This is a genomic window from Yinghuangia aomiensis, assembly GCF_039542225.1.
Taxonomy (GTDB): Bacteria; Actinomycetota; Actinomycetes; order Streptomycetales; family Streptomycetaceae; genus Yinghuangia; species Yinghuangia aomiensis.
In genome coordinates, this window is the sequence record NZ_BAABHS010000038.1 from 1 (window position 1) to 17,712 (window position 17,712).

Here is a 17,712-nt window from a genome sequence, read left to right on the forward strand (position 1 = left end):
CCACCGCCCTGCGGGCGGACCGGAGCGGGAGGAACCACCCGCTCGAACAGCTCGTACAACTCGTCCGGCACCAAACGCTCAACCATCGACACCAGCCCAGGCTACCGAGCCAAATGAGATGACGTCTTAGGCCGTGTCCTACGTGGTCGTTTGGTCGTTGGGTCTGCATGGGGACTTCGGGGTGGGATTGGGTCGTTCCTGATGGACTGTGGGACATAGTCAGGCCGTTGCTGCCGCCGGAGCGTTTGCGTCCGCAGGGCGGCGGGACGCGGAACATCGACGACGAGGCCGTGTTCGCGGCGATCGTCTACGTGCTGACGACCGGGTGTGCGTGGCGGCATCTGCCGCCGTGCTTCGGGGCATCGAAGTCGACGGTGCACCGGCGCTTCACGATCTGGTCGGATGCGGGGTTGTGGGGCCGGCTGCACCGCAGGCTGCGTGAACTCCTGTCGGACAGCGGGCTGGTGGACCTGTCCCGGGTCCTGGTCGACACCGCGCACGTCCGCGCGAAAAAGGGGGCGGACTCACGGGTCCGAGCCCCGTCGACCGCGGCAAACCCGGTTCCAAGCTGCACGTCCTGTCCGACCGCACCGGGCTGCCGCTCGTCGTCGGGGTCTCCGCGGCCAACTGTCATGACTGCAACGGCCTGACACCGCTCGTCGAAGCACTCATGGCAAAGCACGACCCGCATCGCGGCCGACCGTGGAAGCCCGGCAAGCTCCACGCGGACAAGGCCTACGACCAGCCGCCGCTACGGCGCTGGCTGCGCGGCCGGCGCATCGGCATACGGATCGCCCGCAAAGGCATCGACACCTCCCAACGCCTCGGCCGGCACCGCTGGGTCATCGAACGCACCATGTCCTGGCTCACCGGCTACCGCCGCCTGACCATCCGCTACGAACGCCGATCCGACCTCTTCCTGGCTTTCACGACCCTGGCCGCAGCCCTGATTTGCTTCAAACGACATCGAGGCCACACCACGTAGGACACGGTCTTACTGCCTTTCAGCGGGAACCAAAGGCAGACTCGAAAGTGGCAGTGGCGACCGGGGTGACGTGGAGCTGGTCGAAGTGCCGCTCAGGATGGCGCTGTGGCGCCGCGGCCACGAAAGAACCCCCATCGGAAGGGGCCCGTTGATCCACCACAGCGACGCAGGCAGTCAAGGTGGATTCAACCGTTCGTAGCAACACCGGATTCTGGAGGTGTTGTGTGGGCAGGCCGGCGGGGGAATACGGCGATGAGGGGACCCGGCGCATCTCGCACGAGGCGATCTACCAGGCTCTGTTCGTCCAAGGCGCCGGAGCGGTCAAACGCGAGTTGGTTGCCTGCGTGCCGACCGGGCGCGAGCATTGCCGGCATCCGAGGTTCGGGCGGGCGGCGGTAGCACCTTGCAACGTCCACCGGGCACCGGCGGAGGACCGGACGGCTTCGGCAGAGCTGGCGCGCGAAGTGCTCGGACGCGCTGTCGGGACCAACAGCGGTGAGCCAGCGTCGGGGAGCCTGGTTGCTTCTCACGCATCGTGCGCTGCGGCGCGGCGAACGAGGTAGGCGGCTGCGCCGGCAGCGAGAACCGCCGTGCCTGCGGCCACGGAGGCGGTTGGGAGTGCAAACGCCAGCGCGAGGCACCCGGCGAGCCCGAGCACGGGTATGAAGCGTCTGGGACGGCCTTCAGCGGGGGTTAGCGTCCAGGCCGAGGCGTTGGCGATGGCGTAATACGTGAGTACTCCGAAGGACGAGAATCCGATGGTGCCGCGCACGTCCACGGTGGCCGCAAGGACGGACACCGTGGCGCCAACCGCGAGTTCAGCCCGGTAAGGGACCTTGAATCGAGGGTGCACGGCGGCCAAACAATGGGGCAGGTTCCGATCGCGGGCCATTGCCAAGGTGGTACGTGAAACCCCCAGGATGAGGGCGAGCAGCGAACCGAGGGCGGCTACGGCGGCGCCGATTCTGACCACCGGGACCAGCCAGCATGCGCCCGCGGCGGCGGCCGCGTCCGACAGCGGCGTGGTCGTGTGCGCGAGTCGCCCGGGGCCGAGCACCATCAGGACTGCGATGACGATCGCCGCATACAGGGCCAGCGTGATGCCGAGTGCGATCGGTATCGCTTTGGGGATAGTGCGTGCGGGGTCACGGACCTCTTCGCCAAGGGTGGCGATACGCGCGTACCCGGCGAACGCGAAGAACAGCAGTCCTGCGGCCTGGAGCACCCCGGTGAAGGTCGCGTCCGCGCCGACGTGAAGCCGCTCCGTGTCTGTCGTTCCGCAGGTGAGCGCCACGACGATCACGGCGCCGAGCACCACGAGGACCACCGCGACGATCGCGCGGGTGGCCACCGCGGACTTGTGCACCCCCACGTAATTGACCGCCGTCAGCACTGCTACCGCCGCCACCGCTATGGCGTGCGCGTGGTCAGGCCAGATATATACGCCCACCGTCAGCGCCATCGCCGCGCACGAGGCTGTCTTGCCGACCACAAAGGCCCAACCGGCTATGTAGCCCCAGAACGCCCCGAGCCGTTCGCGGCCGTAGACGTAGGCACCGCCGGAGACTGGATAGCGGGTGGCCAGCCGCGCGGACGAGGTGGCGTTGCAGTACGCGATGACTGCCGCGAGGGCCAGTCCTGCCAGCAGTGCGGAGCCCGCCGCCCGCGCGGCCGGTGCGAGCGCCGAGAAGACCCCAGCGCCGATCATCGCCCCCAATCCGACCACTACTGCGTCGCCCACCCCTAGACGCCGCTGGAGCCCGTCCGGAATCCCGGAGCTGCTTGACGGCATGCTCATGGGCTCACTCCTCGGCAGCACAACCAGCGTTGACGAAATCCGAGATCGGAAAGCGATACCTCAGTCGTGCCAGGCCGCTGTTTCCCCGGGGGGCGACGCCAGAGCGCGGGAACCCTGGGCGGGTTCCCGCGCTCTGGCGATGAGAAGGCGTGCACGTGGCTAGACCGCGGCCGTCTCTTCGATGTCGGTCCGTGACGTCGGCCTTGTCTGCGAACGCCCACGTCCGGGCATCCACCAGTTGGCGTTGCCGCACAGCTCCATGACCGCCGGGACGAGGACCATGCGGACGATGGTGGCGTCAATGAGGACGGCCACCGCCATACCCAGGCCGATCTGCTTGACGGAAACGTCGGGACCGAGCAGGGATGTCGTGAAGACGGCGATCATGATGGCCGCCGCCGCGGTGATGACTTTGGCGGTCCGCGCCAGTCCGGAGGCGACAGCGGTGCGGGTGTCGCCGGTGCGGTCGTACTCCTCGCGGACCCGGGAGATCAGGAAGACCTCGTAGTCCATGGACAGGCCGAACAGCAGCGGGAACATCATCATCGGCACCCAGGTCGTGATCGGCATGTCGGTGGGGAAGCCGAAGGCGGAGCCGAGCCATCCCCACTGCACGATCGCGACCAGCACGCCGTAGGAGGCGGCGATCGACAGCAGGTTCATCACGGCGGCCTGGAGCGCGATCGTGACCGAGCGAACCAGGGCGACCAAGAGCACCAGGGACATCGCGATGACCACCGCGATCATCCAGGGAAGCCGCGAGCCAGTGTCCTCCGCGAAGTCGATCGCGCCCGCGTTCGGGCCGCCGACGTACACCTTTGCGCTGCCTGCTGCCTTGGGGAGAACGTCGTCGCGGAGTTTGTGGACCAGGTCTGTCGTCGCCTGGTCCTGGAATCCGGTCGTGGGGAAGGCCATGAACGTGGCGGCCTGCGCGTCGTTGCTGATGCGGGCCGGTGTGACGCGGGCGATGCCGTTGGTCGTGCCGACTGCTTCGAGCACCGGGCGCAAGTCGGTGTCCGGGGAGTCGATTCGGGTGGCGAAGATCAACGGTGCGCCGTAGCCGGGGCCGAAGCCCTCGGAGACGATCTTGTAAGAGGTGTAGCTGCTCCGGTCGTGGGGCTGGACGCTCGCGTCAGGCAGGCTGAGCCGCATCGACAGCGCGGGGGCGGCGAGGACGAGCAGTCCCACGCCGGCCAGGATCGCGGCGGCCAGCGGTTTGCGCTGCACCACGCTTGCCCAACGCTCCGCCGGCGTACGGCGCCGGAGGGACGGGGTCTCGCCGATCCCTGGTCGACGAGACGCACGGCGGGGCAGCCTCAGCGAGTCGATCTTGCGTCCGGTGAAGCCGAGGAACGCAGGCAGCAGGGTCACCGCGGCGATCATCGTCACCAGCACGGTCGCCGAGGCGCCGATGGCCACGCCGGTCATCATGCGCTGTCCCATCGCGATGAGGCCCAGCAGCGCGATCACGACGGTGGTGCCGGCGAACAGCACGGCATGGCCCGCGGTGGTGATGGCTTTGACGGTGGCGGTCTCCGGCTCGTCGCCGTCGTGCAAGCTGTCCTTGTAACGGGTCACGATGAACAGGGCGTAGTCGATGCCGACGCCGAGTCCGATCAACGCGGCGACGAGCACGGTGAAGTCCGGTGACGGCACCAGATGCCCGACGAGCTTGGTCAGGGCGATGCCGCCGACGATTGCCATGAGTGCGGTCGCGATCGGCAGGCCCATCGCGACCAGCGACCCGAAGGCAATGAACAGGATTACCGCTGCGGCCAAGACCCCGACGCTCTCGGACGGGCCTGGTGCTGGGGTTTCGGCCCGCTCCGCCTGCTTCCCGCCCAGTCCCAGCGTCACCTCGCCCCCGGAGGCGTCCTTGACTGCGTCCACCAGAGGCTTGACGGCAGACTTATCCGCGTCCTTGTCGTTCAGCGGGATAGTCGTCCGGGCAATGTGTCGGTCCGCTGTCACCAGGCTTTTGTCCTGGTACGGCGAAGTGACCGGTCCGGTGAGGGGAGAGGCCACGAGTTCGGCAATGACCTTCTCGATGGTCGTCCGGGCAGCGGGGTCGTCGATGCCCTTGTCAGCCTTGATCGCGAGAGTCAGCGTGTCCCCTTGCTGTTCGGGGAAGTGCTTCTCGATCAGCTTCTGGGCCTTGGCAGACCCGGAGTCGCCGCCGGAGGGGTCGTTGTCGGCGGGAGCCCCATAGCCGAAGCCTGCGAACGCGACCGCGACCACGCCCACGATCCAGACAGCCAAGACCAGGCGGCGACGCAGGAAGCAGAACCGGGCCAGGCGAGCAAGGGCACCGTCGGTCCGAGCGGTTTCGGTTGCCATTAATGCGTCCTCACGTCGTCGCGAAAAAGCTCCGCAGCCCCGTCCAGCACGGGAAGCCCCGTCCGAACGGTGCCGGACGAACGGGTCAAAGCAAGCCGGACGAGGACGATGTCGATCAGCCCCAGCATCGTGGCCACGACCGCCCCTGCACCTGCGGTTTCGGTCTCAACACCGGCGGAAGGGTCGGCCAGATGAAGCCCGACCAGAACGACGGCGAACAGCCCCGCCCCGACGGCCGCCACTGCACTGTCCGACCCGGTACCGCCTCCAGCGCGGGCAGTTATGTGGCCGGCGGCGCGAGCCGACACAAGCACACCGACAACCACGCTGGTCAACGCGACCACCGCAGCCGCGGTCGCCCCCACGCGCTCGTTGCCGATGCCGAGATCAGCGGCCATCACGCCCATCAACAGGCCTCCTGCTGAACTCATATGCCTTCCTCTGCATTCGTCTCGTGCCCAGGTTTTGGATTTAGCCTGATCGTGTCCGTCCAGGCCCTGTCCGTCGTCCCGCAGAGAGATGCACTTCGCGCTGCCGCAGATAGGTCACACGGGTACGGCGGACGCAGTAGATACCCGGCGAGATACTGCGGATGCGCCGGCACGTCGCTCACCCGCGGGGAGGACTCGCCCGTTGGCGACCTGCGGTTAAGGTGCGCGCATGAAGGTGCGACAGTCCGGTGTTCCAGCCGGAGTCAGGGACGGGGCGATCGCCGTCGGCGTAGCGGCGACGCTGCTGGCCACCGGGCTGTCGACGGACCACTCCGTCGGTCGGTTCGGCTCACTTCTCGGGTATGTGCTACTGCTGGTCGATGGCTTGGCACTGGCTGCCCGGCGCCGGACCCCGGTTCTCGTTCTGGCGGTCACCGGGTTGTGCGCGGCGGGTTACCAGGCAGCCGGTTTCGACGTGCCGGCAATCGCGTTCCTGTTCGCGGTATACGCCGCCATGCGCGAGGGGCACCGCCGCGTCACTATCGCGGCATCCGTCGCAATGTTGGCCACTCTTCCGCTGGCGGCCCTGGTTTCCCTCCACGACCTGGGCGACGCGTTCGCGCAGGCCCGAGGCGCCCTCGAGGTCGCGTGGCTGGTCGCGGCCGGCGCGGCCGGCGAAGCGCTGCGGCAAGCCGAACAGCGGGGCGACGAAGCCGAACGCACCCGAGAGGAGACCGCGCGGCGCCGCGCCCAAGAGGAACGCCTGCACATTGCACGGGAGTTGCACGACTCGCTCACCCACCAGATATCGATCGTCAAGCTGCAGGCCGAAGTTGCCGTCCACTTGGCGCGCAAGCGCAGCGAAGAAATTCCGGCGGCGCTGCTGGCGATCCAGGAAGCCGGCCGGGAAGCCAACCGAGAGCTGCGCGCCACCTTGGAGGCGTTGCGCGACGACGACACCACCCCTCCGCAGGGGCTCGATCACCTTCCCGAACTCGTCGAACGCGCCCGCGCGATCGGCCTGGACGCGACACTCACGGTCGCAGGGCAACCGCGCGACGTGCCAGCCGCGGTGCAACGGACGGTCTACCGCATCGTCCAAGAGTCCCTGACCAACATTGCCCGGCACGCCAACGCCGCCACCGCGTCGGTCCGCATCGACCACCGGCCCGACGCTCTCGCGATCCGCGTCGACGACGACGGCAAAGCCGGCCCGGACGCGGAGCCGACACCCGGCGTCGGCCTGCTCGGAATGCGCGAACGCGTCACCGCCCTCGGCGGGAGACTGCGCGCGGAGCCGCGCCACGAGGGAGGATTCACCGTCCAAGCCGAACTCCCCGTGGAGCAGACCTCGTGATCCGTGTCCTGCTGGTTGACGACCAGCCGCTCATCCGCAGCGGATTCCGTGCCCTCCTCGACGTCGAAGACGACATCGAGGTCGTGGCGGAAGCAGGCGACGGCAACGAAGGCCTCGCTCTCATCCGCAAGCACCTGCCCGACGTCGCCCTAGTCGACATCCAAATGCCCGTCGTCGACGGAATCGAGGCCACCCGGCGCATCGTCGAGGACCCGGCCCTGGCACAGGTGCACGTGGTCATCCTCACCAACTACGGATTCGACGAATACGTCCTCGACGCCCTCCGTGCCGGCGCCGCCGGATTCCTCGTCAAGGACATCCAGCCCGAAGACTTCCTGCACGCCGTTCGGGTCGCAGCCCGCGGCGAAGCACTGCTCGCACCCGCCATCACCCGCAAGCTCATCAACCGGTACGTAACCCAGGCGCAACCCGTCGCTGTCAGCGGGGCCCTCGACGCGCTGACCAACCGCGAACGCCAGGCCCTCGTCCTGGTCGCTCAGGGCCTGTCCAACGACGAAATCGCCGACCGCCTGGTCATCAGTCCGCACACCGCGAAAACCCACATCAATCGGGCCATGACCAAACTCCACGTCCGCGACCGCGCCCAACTAGTCGTCGTCGCCTACGAATCCGGCCTGGTGACCCCAAGGAACCACTAGCCTAAAGCGTGTTGCAGAATGCTGTGAGCTGCGTGTTTGGGTGGGTCCGGGGTCCGGTTGCTCAGGCGGCGTAGGTGAGGTTGTGGAGTTGGGCGATGGCTTGGGCGGCGGTGTGGAGGCCGTCGCCGTGTTGGCGGCAGTCGCGGAGGATCTTCCAGTTCTTCATCCGGCCGATGGCGTGTTCGACGCGTACGCGGACGTGGCGGTGGTCGGCGTTGTCGTCTTCCTCGGCGGGCAGCAGCGGGCGGCCTGGGCGTTTGCGGTGGGGGACGGCCATGCCGGTGTTGATGTAGGCGCTGTCGGCCATCAGGGCAACGCCGCGGCAGTCGTCGGCCAGGCCGGTGGCCCGCCAGGCCTGCGCGTCGGAGCGGTTGCCCGGCACCGGGCGGCCGGTGGCCACCACCAGCCGGCTGTCCGCGTCCACGACGACCTGCACGTTCGCGGAGTAGCGGTAGTTGCGGCTGGACGCGGCGATCCGCCGGTCGCGGACCGGGACCAGCGTGCCGTCCACGATCCACAACCGGTCCTCGGCCTGCAACGGACGCCGGACCGGCTCGACCGCCAGCAGCGGGCCCAACCGCTGGATGACCCGGCACACCGTCGCCGGCGACACCCCGAACGGCGGCGCCATCTGCCGCATCGTCAAGTTCGTGCGGTAGTACACCGCGACCAGCAACACCCTGCGGTCCAACGGCAGACACCACGGACGACCCGTCCGCGGCCCCTCACCCCCGCGCTCGCGGACCACCCTGACCAGCCGGTGAAACTGGTCCAAGGGCAAACCCGTGAACGTCTCCACCCACACCCGCTCGACCGTCAACACCCCACCCACACAAGGGAGATGCCCAGATCAGGCCGTTCTGCAACACGCTTTAAGCAGCTGCTCCCACGCGACCGCGCACGCCCCAGCCCGCTATCGGCCGTCCCCGGGGGCGGCAATGACAGCCACCAGCTCACATAAGACACCACTGGACTACTGGGGCACCGGCCAGTGGGCGGGAGCCAGCAGACCCTCAGCCCATGCACCGCCTGCTCAGATCTGGCCGCGGGTGGCACCGCAACCGCCACACGCCCCGCAGCTGTCCGTCCTGCGCCGCGGCCGAGGTCGCCATCCACTTTGCCCCCGTCGGGGTGAATGCGTCCGCTTCGCCCTCATCGCGCAACGGGTCCCCTCAGCGAGACGAACCCGAATACCTTCTCTTTTTCTTCTTCTCTTTTTTCATTTATTAACTCCGATAATCAAAAGGAACTGTGTCGTGTCGCGATTGCGGCGGAGCATGCGGATCGATTCCACTGCGCCGCGGGCCCTGTGTTCCGCGCGATCTGGATTGCCGGAAATCGCAAGCCAAGGCAATAGTTTCGACAGACTGGCTCGTCAGCTCCGGGCCTCGGGCTCACCCGGGAGCTACCCAGTTGGTAGGTGGAAATCTTCGGAGGACGTCATGGCCGCATCGATGCTGGGTTCCGGCATCTCGAATTGTCTCGCGCTGCCCGTCCAGACCCTGCCGGCCGACCAAGTCGAGCCTGTGACGCCGCCAACGACCACTGGCACGGTCACGCCGCTGTCTCCGAGCACCTACGCCGGCATCAAGAGCGGCTTCATGCAACAGCTGGGGCATGCTCGGCTGGGCCCAGTCGGGGGCGGGGACGGTCGTGGGGAGTCCCCGGTGAATGTGCAAATGGGCTCCCATGTCTAGGCGGGCAAATCCGAATGCGAATCCATGGGTGCCCTCGAGTGCCAGCGCCGAACCGGCGCCGCGACCGAAGGTTGTCGCAGCTGCAGAACCGCGTGTCACGGCAATTACCCGGGGCCTTGTTGCGCCGGTGAGCGGTGAAGGCCTGCCTCTGTGGCGAATCGCCCCTGCCATTCCCGTACCGCCATGGTGGTGGGTCGCATGCCATGGCGGCGCCGGTGCGACCACTCTGGCGACCATCCTGGGCGGCGGCGACACGGATTCCCGTGGATGGCCGATCCATGTCGACGGCTCGCGTCCCGGCGTTGTGCTGGTCGCGCGCACGAACGCGACAGGCTTGCGTGATGCGCAACACGCAGCACGTCAGTGGGCATCCGACTCGCTCGGAGCTGTCCGGCTGTGGGGGCTGGTCGCGGTTGCCGATGCCCCTGGCCCCCTTCCCGAAGTTCTGGGCCAACGACTTCACGTCGTCGGCGGCGGCTTCCCGAGGGTGTGGCTGATTCCCTGGAACGCGGCTTGGCGACTGGGGCAGGGCCTCACGCTGCCGGAGGCACCGCCCCAGCTTTCTACGCTCGCAGGCGAACTCAGGCAGGCTGCCGCACGGGCTGCTGCCCCCAACACCGAGCCGAGCCGCCCGTCGGCGACCTCGGTGTGGGCGGGGCGGTAGCAATGCCGCCGAAATCAGCAGCAGCGGAGAACCTGTGGCTACCGGGCGACCGGGTGGCCGATGTCCGTCCGGTCTCAGTGACAACGGCGCGAACGAGCCTGGGAACAAGCACACTTCCTGGGTTGGCCTTCGCGACTCGGCTGTATGAGATCCAGGACGCCTATCTACGACCGTTCGGCGTCCTGCACATGCCGGTGCCGAACCACCACACGATCGTTCTCGAATCTCCCGTTCCTGATCAATCACCCGTCGACGTCACACAGGCAGCATCCTGGATCGCTCGCTGGGTGAGGACGATTGCACTGCTCAGCGGGATTCCGGACCTGATCGGCGCAGGGCTGACGATGGACTTGGCCATGGGCGACGACGGCACGAGGACACCAATGCCTGTGCTCCCCGCGTCCGGCATCCGTGAACGGCTAGCGGCGGCCTGGGCCGGGGCACAGTCACCAACTCCACGACGGCCGGCGGTAATATCGGTAAGGATCGCGTTGACCTTCGGCAGTGCCGTACGGGGCGGCCGTTTCACCCGCGGGCCTGACACCACGACCACCTCACATCTCGGACGTAGGCTGCCGGGACTCTCCGCAAGCTTGAAGATTGCCGGGGACGAACCTGCAGCCCCGTTGAGCGGTGCCGATGTCGCCGAGGCTATCCGCGTCGCCTACGACCCCAGCATCGCGGGATATGTCAATCGATATGCCCCGGAGAGACGCGGTACATCCCCGAGTTGGGATGACGCCTGCCCGACGGTTTCGGTTGACGACTGGGATCACTATCAGCACGAGACGGCGTGCTCCGTCACCTGGAGTTCGGCGAAGCGCTCCGGGGTCGCCGAACTCCCGGAACTGGTCGCCGAGGTGCTGCGGCCCGACGGCGCGCTGCTACGAAAGCGGATCACCCTCCTGTACAAGCAGCCCGACCACGGAAAGTATTCAGCCGCGGATCAGCGCGTTGACCGGGCGAAGCTGGCCATGCACGGCCTCCTCGTCACGGCCACAGCCAACGATCGCCACGCACTTGCCGCGGCAGACCGGATGCTCCAGGAACTCCGAGTCTCGTCGCGGTTGTCGATACGCAGGGTGTTCGGTGCTCAGGCATCCGGATTCGCCGCATCGCTTCCGCTCGGAATTCTCGCGCCGGAGCATCTCAGTCCACCGCAATCGGCTCGCACGCCGACTGGTCGCCGTCGAAGGCGGCGCAGGGGCAGCGCGGCGTCCGTGTAGGGCACCGGCACCGCCGCACCAGTAGAGAATTCTCCCGCTGCCCACGGACGACGCCGACGAATGGAAGGCAGCTTCCGGCGGAGAACGGGAATCTCGATAAGGATCGTTCTGGAGGGTTCCATGTCGGGCCTCATCATTCACGTTTCCAATCATCTGTTCTCGATGTTTCCAGCCGATGGAACCGGCGGCGGGACGGGAACCGGGACGGGAACCAACACTCCCTTGGCACCGAGCGATACGGTCGACATCGGGGGAAACTTCATGACGAAGCTCAAAGATCTTCTTGGCTGGGCAAGGCTCATCGCATGGTCCGTTGCTGGTGTCTCGTGGCTGGGGGTCGGCGGCATGATGGCCTCGTCGTGGTTGACCGGGAAAGGATTCCAGGCACTCGGAAGAGCCGGATGGGTCGCTGGCGGAACGCTACTGATTGGCGGGTCGGTGGAATTGGTCAATGCTTTTCTGGTATCCAGTCCCTCGCCAGCTACGAAGTAGCGGCAGGTGCTTGACGGAGATCATGTATGTCCCGCTTTCGAAGGACGCTCACCAGGCGTCCGGTGCACAACGAGGACCCCTTCAGATCTCGCGGGTTCCTTATATCCGCAGGATTTCTGGCTGTCGTTGTGGTTCTGGGAATTGCCACGTTCGTGTCCAGCCGCAGGGGCGCCGAGCCACCTTCCTCCCGAGGCTACGCCGGGTCGAATTCCCCGGTACCCGCTGCTTCGCCGCCGACCGATACGCAGGCGGCGCCGTCGCTCCCCACAATCAACACTGCGTCCCCTTGCCCCACAACGCCGCCGAGCGATCGAGCGGTTCCCGTGGCACCGCCTGGGGGCATCATCTGGTCCCAGTTCCAGGGCGAGTTCGTGCCGTATTCGGACACGGCGGGCCCTGCCCGCCGGAAAGACGACGTGGTGCGATGCTTCGCACACACCCCCACCGGCGCCCTGATCGCGGTGGTTCAGATCAGCGTCAGGTTGACTGTTTCGCGCGACCGACGCTCCGTGTTAATGCAATCGGCGACCGGCACACAACGGGACCAGGCGCTGGCTGCACCGACGACGGCTCCTCGGCAACCCCAGGCCTCGGGCGAACTGACCGGTTTCCAGTTCCTGAGCTACACCGACGACGCCGCGACGCTCATGCTTGTCCGCACGTCGTCCGGCGGACTCACCACCGCTTCCCTGTATGCCGTGAGTTGGAGCGACGGCGATTGGAAGCTCCAGGTACAGCCTGACGGATCAGCAGCCGTGATGACCGAGCGGGACACACAACCGGCGGGGGTAATTGGCTGGTCTCCGGAGGGTGCGCGGTGACGCGAACGTCGGTGAGGTTTCGTCCCTCGCTCCGCAGACTCGGCGAGGTGTTTCTGCTCGTCCTCGTCGTGGGATTTCTCATGGGGGGCGCCGCTTCAGCCGCGTCTGCTCAGGAAAATAGTCGGTCAATACCGGCATTATTGCCAATGGGAAATTGCGGCCAGCCCTCCGGGTCTGGAGGTGAGCTTCCTCTCAACGAGAACGAATCAGCGTACGGGAGTGACAGGGATGTTTGCGACCTGGCGAATGACTATAAGAATTGGGGCAAGACTGCTGGTACCGGTTGCGACGGGTGGGGGGAGCCGGCCGGGTTTTGCGAGAACTACGCCGCCGATGAGGACAAGGCGGAACCCAACTGGCTGACCGCGTTTCCCGACTGGTGCCAGTGGCAGGTCTTCCAGCTGGCGGGGGACGTCTACACCTGGTGGACCGAGGCGAAGGATCCCGTGCTGCTGGACGGTGGCAAGATCCGTGCCAGTGTCACCGACGTCAGCGGCGGTACTGCGATCGTCGTCGTCGCGCTGTGGACGGGCGGAGTCATGGTCGCCTGCATCCGCCTGGCGATCCGTCGTGACGGGACACCCGCCAAAGACATGGTCAAATCGGGCCTGTTGGTCGTGGGGGCGTCCGGATTCGCCGTTCCCGCTGCCGATCTGCTGGTCCGCTTGTCGCGGTCGTTCTCCGATTCCTACGTCGTGCGGATCCTCGGTGCTCCGGGTGAAACCACCGGGGATGCCTCGACGGTCCTCAAGCGATCCACCGTCGGAATGCTGGATGCGGTGGACAGTGGAAGCGGCTTCTCCCTCAAGGAGATTCTCGCCGGAATCGTGTTGGTATTCATTTCCTTTGTCCTCTACATCTACATGGTCGCCAGGTATTTCCTCATCCTGTACTGGGTCGGGACAATGCCGCTGATGGCCGCCGCGGCCTCACTGGGGGAATCCGGGAGACAGGCGTTCAGGCAGCAGATCATACGCATGGTCATCTGGATCCTCCTACCGGACTTCATGATGGTGATCTTCGTTCTGGGCCATCAGGAGATCGTCGCGAATGCGCAGGAAACCGGCGCCGGAACCGGTGGCCCCGACCAGTGGCGCGGCCTCATATTGATGGCTCTCGTGACCCTGGTGGGACCGGCGACCCTCAGAGCTGCTGCGCCTTTCATGTCGCCCGCGGCGGGGTCGAGCGGAACGAATTTCGCAGCCGTGCGTGCGGGGATGGCCGTCGGCGCAGTGTCGTTGGCCGGTGCCGCCTACGTCGCCAGGAGGGCTGCGCCGCATGTGATTTCGGGCGCGGGGAATTCGCTCCGCGCAGTCCGCGCGGGCGCGGCGGAAACCGCCAGAGCCATCTCCGTCGGCACCGGTGGGCGGCCTGCGACAGGGGCCGCCGGCGGACAGGGCTCGCCTGACCGACCCGAAGGCCCAGGAAGCGATCCCCGCGACGGGGGATCCGGACCGACCGGGGGCGGAGGCGCACCAGGACCGAACACCGATGACCCCGCAGGCACCGGCGGTGGGTCCGCGGATCTCGACAACGGCGTCGAGCCGGGTCCCGACGGCGCCGGTCGGGGCGCGGATGGCAGCCTCCCCGGTTCGGTCGACAGCCCAAACGGCGGTGCCGGCGGAGGCGCCGTGCCGCCGGTGCACGAACGCTGGGCGCCCCCAGAGTCCTTGACCCGACTCGACCGGCGCACCGTCGACCAGCAGTTCCCGAACCAGCCCGTGGGCTTCGGCGCTCGCGCCGTCGATTTCATCCACAAGGACATCGCAGCAGGCCCCAATTCGTATCCCGGCGGCCCGGACGCGAGTTCGGCCACCGCACGCGCCCGCGACGCCGCCCAAGCCGCCTTGGGTGCTTCCCCTGCCTCACCCGCCACCGCCACCTTGATGCCGACGGTTCTCAATTACGCCGACCGGCTGAGCCAGGGCCAGATTCGCCGGCCGGCCAGTTTGGCAGATGTGGTGCGCGAGGAAGCCAACGGGTCGCTGGGCGAATATCTCGACCGCCTGGCAGACGGTCCCCCGGGAAGCCGGACTGTGCAACCCCCCAACTGATAAGGAAGGAGGAACCCGGTGCCGGAATCCGAAATCCGAACCTACGGCAATTGGCGCAAGCCGTCCTCACCGGGCATCGGCCGCCTGGGCCTGGGCGGGACCATGGTTCTGCTGGGTGGAATGGCCGTCGTTAGCCTGACATTTATGGCGTCCCGCGCCCTCGGAGTACTCCTGGGCATCATCATGCTGCTGATACTGGCACCACTTCAGGTCCGGGATCAGCATGGGCGCAACGGGTTGCAGTGGCTGGGCTCGCGAATGGCGTGGTTCCGTGGACTGACACTCGGCCAACACCTCTACCGCGCAGGCCCCATCGGGCTACTGCCCAATGGTGGCTGCAGTCCGCCCGGCCTCTTGGCCGGTGTCACGCTGCACGAGGCCGTCGACGGGTACGGAGCCCCTTTCGCTTTGGTGGTCCACCCGGCAACAGGCCACTACTCGGTCGTGCTGAGTTGTACTGCCGACGGCGCATCACTGGTGGATCAGGCGCAGGTCGACGTATGGGTTGCCTATTGGGGCCAGTGGCTTGCCTCATTGGCTTACGAACCGAGGCTTGTCGCCGCCGCGGCAACGATCGAAGCGGCTCCGGACACCGGCGAGCGGTTGCGGAGAGAAGTCATCGGCAACATCAATTCGCTGGCTCCGGAAATCGCCCGGGACGTCCTTGCGGATGTGATGCGTGAATATCCCGTCGGCTCCGCGGAGATCACCACATGGGTGACGCTGACCTACGCCGCCGAAGGCAAGCACAACGAGCAGCGGACACCCGGTCAGATCGGTGACGAGATCGGACTGCGGCTGCCGGGGATCATCGACGGATTGATCATGACCGGTGCGGGACCTGCCGAGCCTGCGACCGTAGGCGAGTTGGTGGAGATGGTCCGTACTGCTTACGACCCTTCGGTCAGCGCGGACGTGGGCTTCTCGCGCGAGACGAGCGTGGACTGGGAGAACGCGGGACCGATCGGCGCTGTCGAGGCATGGGACCACTACCGGCACGACGGGGCCCACTCGGTCACCTGGACCATGACCGAAGCACCACGGGGCGAAGTGTTCTCTGGCGTGCTGACGCGCTTGGTCGCGCCACACCCCGACATCGTGCGGAAGCGGGTCACTCTCGTCTACCGGCCGCACAGCCCTGGCGACTCCGCACGGCTCGTCGAGCGCGACCGCAAGGACGCCCTGTACAAGGCACAGCAATCACGTCTCGGTCAGGCCAGGGACTCGGTCGAATTGAGTGCCGCGAGTCAGTCCGCACGGGAAGAAGCGGTCGGCGCGGGGCTCGTCCGCTTCGCGCTGTTGCTGACCGCCACGGTTCTCGACGGCGACGACATGCCCAAAGCCGGCGCTGCGGTCGACAACCTGGCGGCGACCGCCCGGATTCGCCTTCGTCGCGCATATGGGGCACAGGCCATGGCTTTTGCCGCGGCACTGCCACTGGGCCTGGTGCTCGGCGATCACCTGCGCGTTCCGCGGAAGGTGCGGCGCAGACGGTGACGCACCGACCGCTCGGCGGTTCGAAGAAGACGAGACAACGAAGAGGGGCGAGGTCGTGTTCGGATATGAATCCAGGCCGCGTGGGGACCGGGCGTCGGCCTCCGAAGCCGCGCACGCAGGGCCGCGGGTGCCGGACGCGGCGCAGCGGGGGGATCCCTCGAAGCAGCGCGGATTGCGGCGAGTTGCAGGGCAATCTCAAGCTCCGAGCCCGCGTGGCTGGACCGGCTGGGGACGCGGGCGGACGTCACACGTCGAGGCACCCGTCGAATGGCGCGGGACCAGCGTGCAGGTCTGTGGTTTGTGGCCCTTCGGCGCGGGCGCGGGAATCCCCGTGATCGGCGTGCCGGTCGGCCGGTCGCTGATCAGCGGAGCCTCGCTTTGCTGCGATCCGATCAGCTGGTTCCAGCGCGCGAACCTCATTCTGAACCCGAGTGAGTTCATCCTGGGGAAGCCGGGATTGGGCAAATCAACTCTGGTTCGACGCCAGGCGCTGGGGCTTGCCGGATACGGAGTGAACCCTCTGATCTTCGGTGACCTCAAACCCGACTACGTCGATCTGGTGCGGGCGTTGGGCGGCCAGGTCATCACCCTGGGGCGGGGGCGCGGCAGCCTCAACGTCCTCGACCCGGGCGAAGCAACGATGGCGGCGCAGCGTCTCACGGGCGACGCGCGGCGCGCACTCATCGCCGATGTCCACGGTCGCCGCGTCATCACGGTGGCGTCGTTGCTGACGATCCTGCGCCAGAACCCCGTGACGGACCGTGAAGAAACGGTGCTCGACGTCGCGTTGCGCCTTCTGGACGAACGCCTGGGGCGCACTCCGGTGATGAGTGATCTCCTGGATGTCATCCGCCAGGCGCCCGACGAACTGCGCACAGCCGTCTTGGACCGTGGCGACATGGCTCGATACCGGGACATCGTGGAACCTGTGGAAGCCTCGCTGGTAGGGCTCCTCGACAGCGGACGCCTCGGAGGCATGTTCTCCCGTCCGACGTCGGAACCGATGCAGCACGACCGGCCGGTCTGCTTCGACGTCTCGAGTATCGACGACTCGGAAACCCAGGTTCAGGCTGCGGCACTGCTGGCCTGCTGGAGTTACGGCTTCGGCGCCGTCTCTGTCGCCCAAGCCCTCGCTGACGCGGGACTTGAGCCACAGCGGCACTACTTCGTGATCCTCGACGAACTCTGGCGTGTGCTCCGGGCCGGACGTGGGCTTGTCGACCGCGTGGATGCACTGACACGGCTCAACCGCCAACGCGGTGTCGGAGTCGCGATGATCACGCACACCATGGCGGACCTCTTGGCCCTCGGTGCCGAAGAAGACCGCATGAAGGCCAAAGGCTTCGTCGAGCGTGCCGGCATGGTCATCTGTGGTGGGTTGCCCGCTGCGGAGATGCCGGAGTTGACCCAAGTGGTCGGCATGACCACGGCGGAACAGCGCATGGTCACCGACTGGGCCACACCGCCGGCCTGGGACACCCGAGCAGACCGCAAGGCTCCTCCGCCCGGGCTGGGCAAGTTCATGGTGAAAGTCGGTGGCCGGCCGGGAATCCCGGTGCGCGTGGAGCTTACCCGTGCCGAGTTGTCCATCAACGACACGAATCGCCGGTGGGTGCGGTGAGCAATGTCGGAGCAACACGTCCCGGCTTGCCGTGCCGACGTACGGCGGTACGGACCTTGCGGTGTCTGCTCGG

The 17,712-nt window shown here is 67.1% G+C and carries 14 protein-coding genes and 1 pseudogene; 10 read left to right on the forward strand and 5 right to left on the reverse strand.

The features are described from left to right. Window positions 1-86, reverse strand: a pseudogene (locus ABEA93_RS34860) (IS5/IS1182 family transposase); the annotation flags it as partial. A gap of 81 nt (window positions 87-167) precedes the next feature. On the opposite strand from ABEA93_RS34860, the gene ABEA93_RS34865 reads away from it, so the two are divergent. Then, window positions 168-985, forward strand: a protein-coding gene (locus ABEA93_RS34865) for an IS5 family transposase (protein ID WP_345679934.1) whose coding sequence is annotated in 2 segments (ribosomal slippage) — window positions 168-525 and window positions 525-985 — 819 coding nt in all. Because the reading frame shifts where the segments join, the coding sequence is not laid out codon by codon here. Between the two features lie 526 nt (window positions 986-1,511). Here the strand turns inward: ABEA93_RS34865 and ABEA93_RS34875 are convergent. From ABEA93_RS34875 to ABEA93_RS34885, 3 genes are all read right to left on the reverse strand, one after another. Next, window positions 1,512-2,783: an APC family permease gene (locus ABEA93_RS34875; RefSeq protein ID WP_345679935.1), complete on the reverse strand. Its 1,272-nt coding sequence runs from the start codon at window positions 2,781-2,783 to the stop codon at window positions 1,512-1,514. A 159-nt stretch (window positions 2,784-2,942) separates the two neighbouring features. Next, window positions 2,943-5,120, reverse strand: a complete 2,178-nt coding sequence (locus ABEA93_RS34880) for an MMPL family transporter (RefSeq protein WP_345679936.1) — start codon at window positions 5,118-5,120, stop codon at window positions 2,943-2,945. Next, window positions 5,120-5,551, reverse strand: a complete 432-nt coding sequence (locus tag ABEA93_RS34885) for a DUF6223 family protein (protein ID WP_345679937.1) — start codon at window positions 5,549-5,551, stop codon at window positions 5,120-5,122. The genes ABEA93_RS34880 and ABEA93_RS34885 overlap by 1 nt, the downstream gene beginning before the upstream one ends. Window positions 5,552-5,780: 229 nt before the next feature. On the opposite strand from ABEA93_RS34885, the gene ABEA93_RS34890 reads away from it, so the two are divergent. Both ABEA93_RS34890 and ABEA93_RS34895 read left to right on the forward strand, forming a co-directional pair. Next, the gene (locus ABEA93_RS34890; protein WP_345679938.1) at window positions 5,781-6,908 is read left to right on the forward strand and encodes a sensor histidine kinase; all 1,128 of its coding nucleotides are present in this window, start codon (window positions 5,781-5,783) and stop codon (window positions 6,906-6,908) included. Further along, window positions 6,905-7,567 (forward strand): response regulator, encoded by a 663-nt coding sequence (locus tag ABEA93_RS34895; protein ID WP_345679939.1) that lies wholly within the window; start codon window positions 6,905-6,907, stop codon window positions 7,565-7,567. Before ABEA93_RS34890 ends, ABEA93_RS34895 begins: the two co-directional genes overlap by 4 nt. A gap of 61 nt (window positions 7,568-7,628) precedes the next feature. Here the strand turns inward: ABEA93_RS34895 and ABEA93_RS34900 are convergent, their stop codons facing one another. Further along, window positions 7,629-8,399 carry a transposase family protein gene (locus ABEA93_RS34900; protein WP_345679940.1) on the reverse strand — a complete coding sequence of 257 codons (771 nt, stop codon included), beginning with the start codon at window positions 8,397-8,399 and terminating at the stop codon, window positions 7,629-7,631. 857 nt (window positions 8,400-9,256) lie between these two features. Between ABEA93_RS34900 and ABEA93_RS42220 the strand changes: the two genes are divergently transcribed. From ABEA93_RS42220 to ABEA93_RS34930, 7 genes are all read left to right on the forward strand, one after another. After that, window positions 9,257-9,928, forward strand: a complete 672-nt coding sequence (locus ABEA93_RS42220) for a DUF6668 family protein (protein WP_425585209.1) — start codon at window positions 9,257-9,259, stop codon at window positions 9,926-9,928. A 2-nt stretch (window positions 9,929-9,930) separates the two neighbouring features. Beyond that, window positions 9,931-11,154: an SCO6880 family protein gene (locus tag ABEA93_RS34905; RefSeq protein WP_345679941.1), complete on the forward strand. Its 1,224-nt coding sequence runs from the start codon at window positions 9,931-9,933 to the stop codon at window positions 11,152-11,154. Window positions 11,155-11,274: 120 nt separating this feature from the next. After that, on the forward strand, window positions 11,275-11,646 hold the full coding sequence (locus ABEA93_RS34910) for a hypothetical protein (protein WP_345679942.1): 372 nt from the start codon (window positions 11,275-11,277) through the stop codon (window positions 11,644-11,646). A 26-nt stretch (window positions 11,647-11,672) separates the two neighbouring features. Continuing rightward, window positions 11,673-12,467: a DUF8175 domain-containg protein gene (locus tag ABEA93_RS42305; RefSeq protein WP_486394663.1), complete on the forward strand. Its 795-nt coding sequence runs from the start codon at window positions 11,673-11,675 to the stop codon at window positions 12,465-12,467. Between the two features lie 47 nt (window positions 12,468-12,514). Then, window positions 12,515-14,521 (forward strand): TrbL/VirB6 family protein, encoded by a 2,007-nt coding sequence (locus ABEA93_RS34920; protein WP_345679944.1) that lies wholly within the window; start codon window positions 12,515-12,517, stop codon window positions 14,519-14,521. 18 nt (window positions 14,522-14,539) lie between these two features. Beyond that, window positions 14,540-16,018, forward strand: coding sequence for an SCO6880 family protein (locus tag ABEA93_RS34925; RefSeq protein WP_345679945.1), 1,479 nt, complete (start codon window positions 14,540-14,542; stop codon window positions 16,016-16,018). Window positions 16,019-16,349: 331 nt separating this feature from the next. Further along, the gene (locus ABEA93_RS34930; RefSeq protein ID WP_345679946.1) at window positions 16,350-17,639 is read left to right on the forward strand and encodes an ATP/GTP-binding protein; all 1,290 of its coding nucleotides are present in this window, start codon (window positions 16,350-16,352) and stop codon (window positions 17,637-17,639) included. Window positions 17,640-17,712 lie beyond the last annotated feature (73 nt).

What these genes read in the sequence shown, in the direction of transcription:
- ABEA93_RS34875 (WP_345679935.1), bottom strand. Translation starts at nt 2,783, where the DNA reads ATGAGCATGCCGTCAAGCAGCTCCGGGATTCCGGACGGGCTCCAGCGG.
- ABEA93_RS34905 (WP_345679941.1), top strand. Translation starts at nt 9,931, where the DNA reads ATGCCGCCGAAATCAGCAGCAGCGGAGAACCTGTGGCTACCGGGCGAC.
- ABEA93_RS42220 (WP_425585209.1), top strand. Translation starts at nt 9,257, where the DNA reads ATGTCTAGGCGGGCAAATCCGAATGCGAATCCATGGGTGCCCTCGAGT.
- ABEA93_RS34880 (WP_345679936.1), bottom strand. Translation starts at nt 5,120, where the DNA reads ATGGCAACCGAAACCGCTCGGACCGACGGTGCCCTTGCTCGCCTGGCC.
- ABEA93_RS34910 (WP_345679942.1), top strand. Translation starts at nt 11,275, where the DNA reads ATGTCGGGCCTCATCATTCACGTTTCCAATCATCTGTTCTCGATGTTT.
- ABEA93_RS42305 (WP_486394663.1), top strand. Translation starts at nt 11,673, where the DNA reads ATGTCCCGCTTTCGAAGGACGCTCACCAGGCGTCCGGTGCACAACGAG.
- ABEA93_RS34890 (WP_345679938.1), top strand. Translation starts at nt 5,781, where the DNA reads ATGAAGGTGCGACAGTCCGGTGTTCCAGCCGGAGTCAGGGACGGGGCG.
- ABEA93_RS34885 (WP_345679937.1), bottom strand. Translation starts at nt 5,551, where the DNA reads ATGAGTTCAGCAGGAGGCCTGTTGATGGGCGTGATGGCCGCTGATCTC.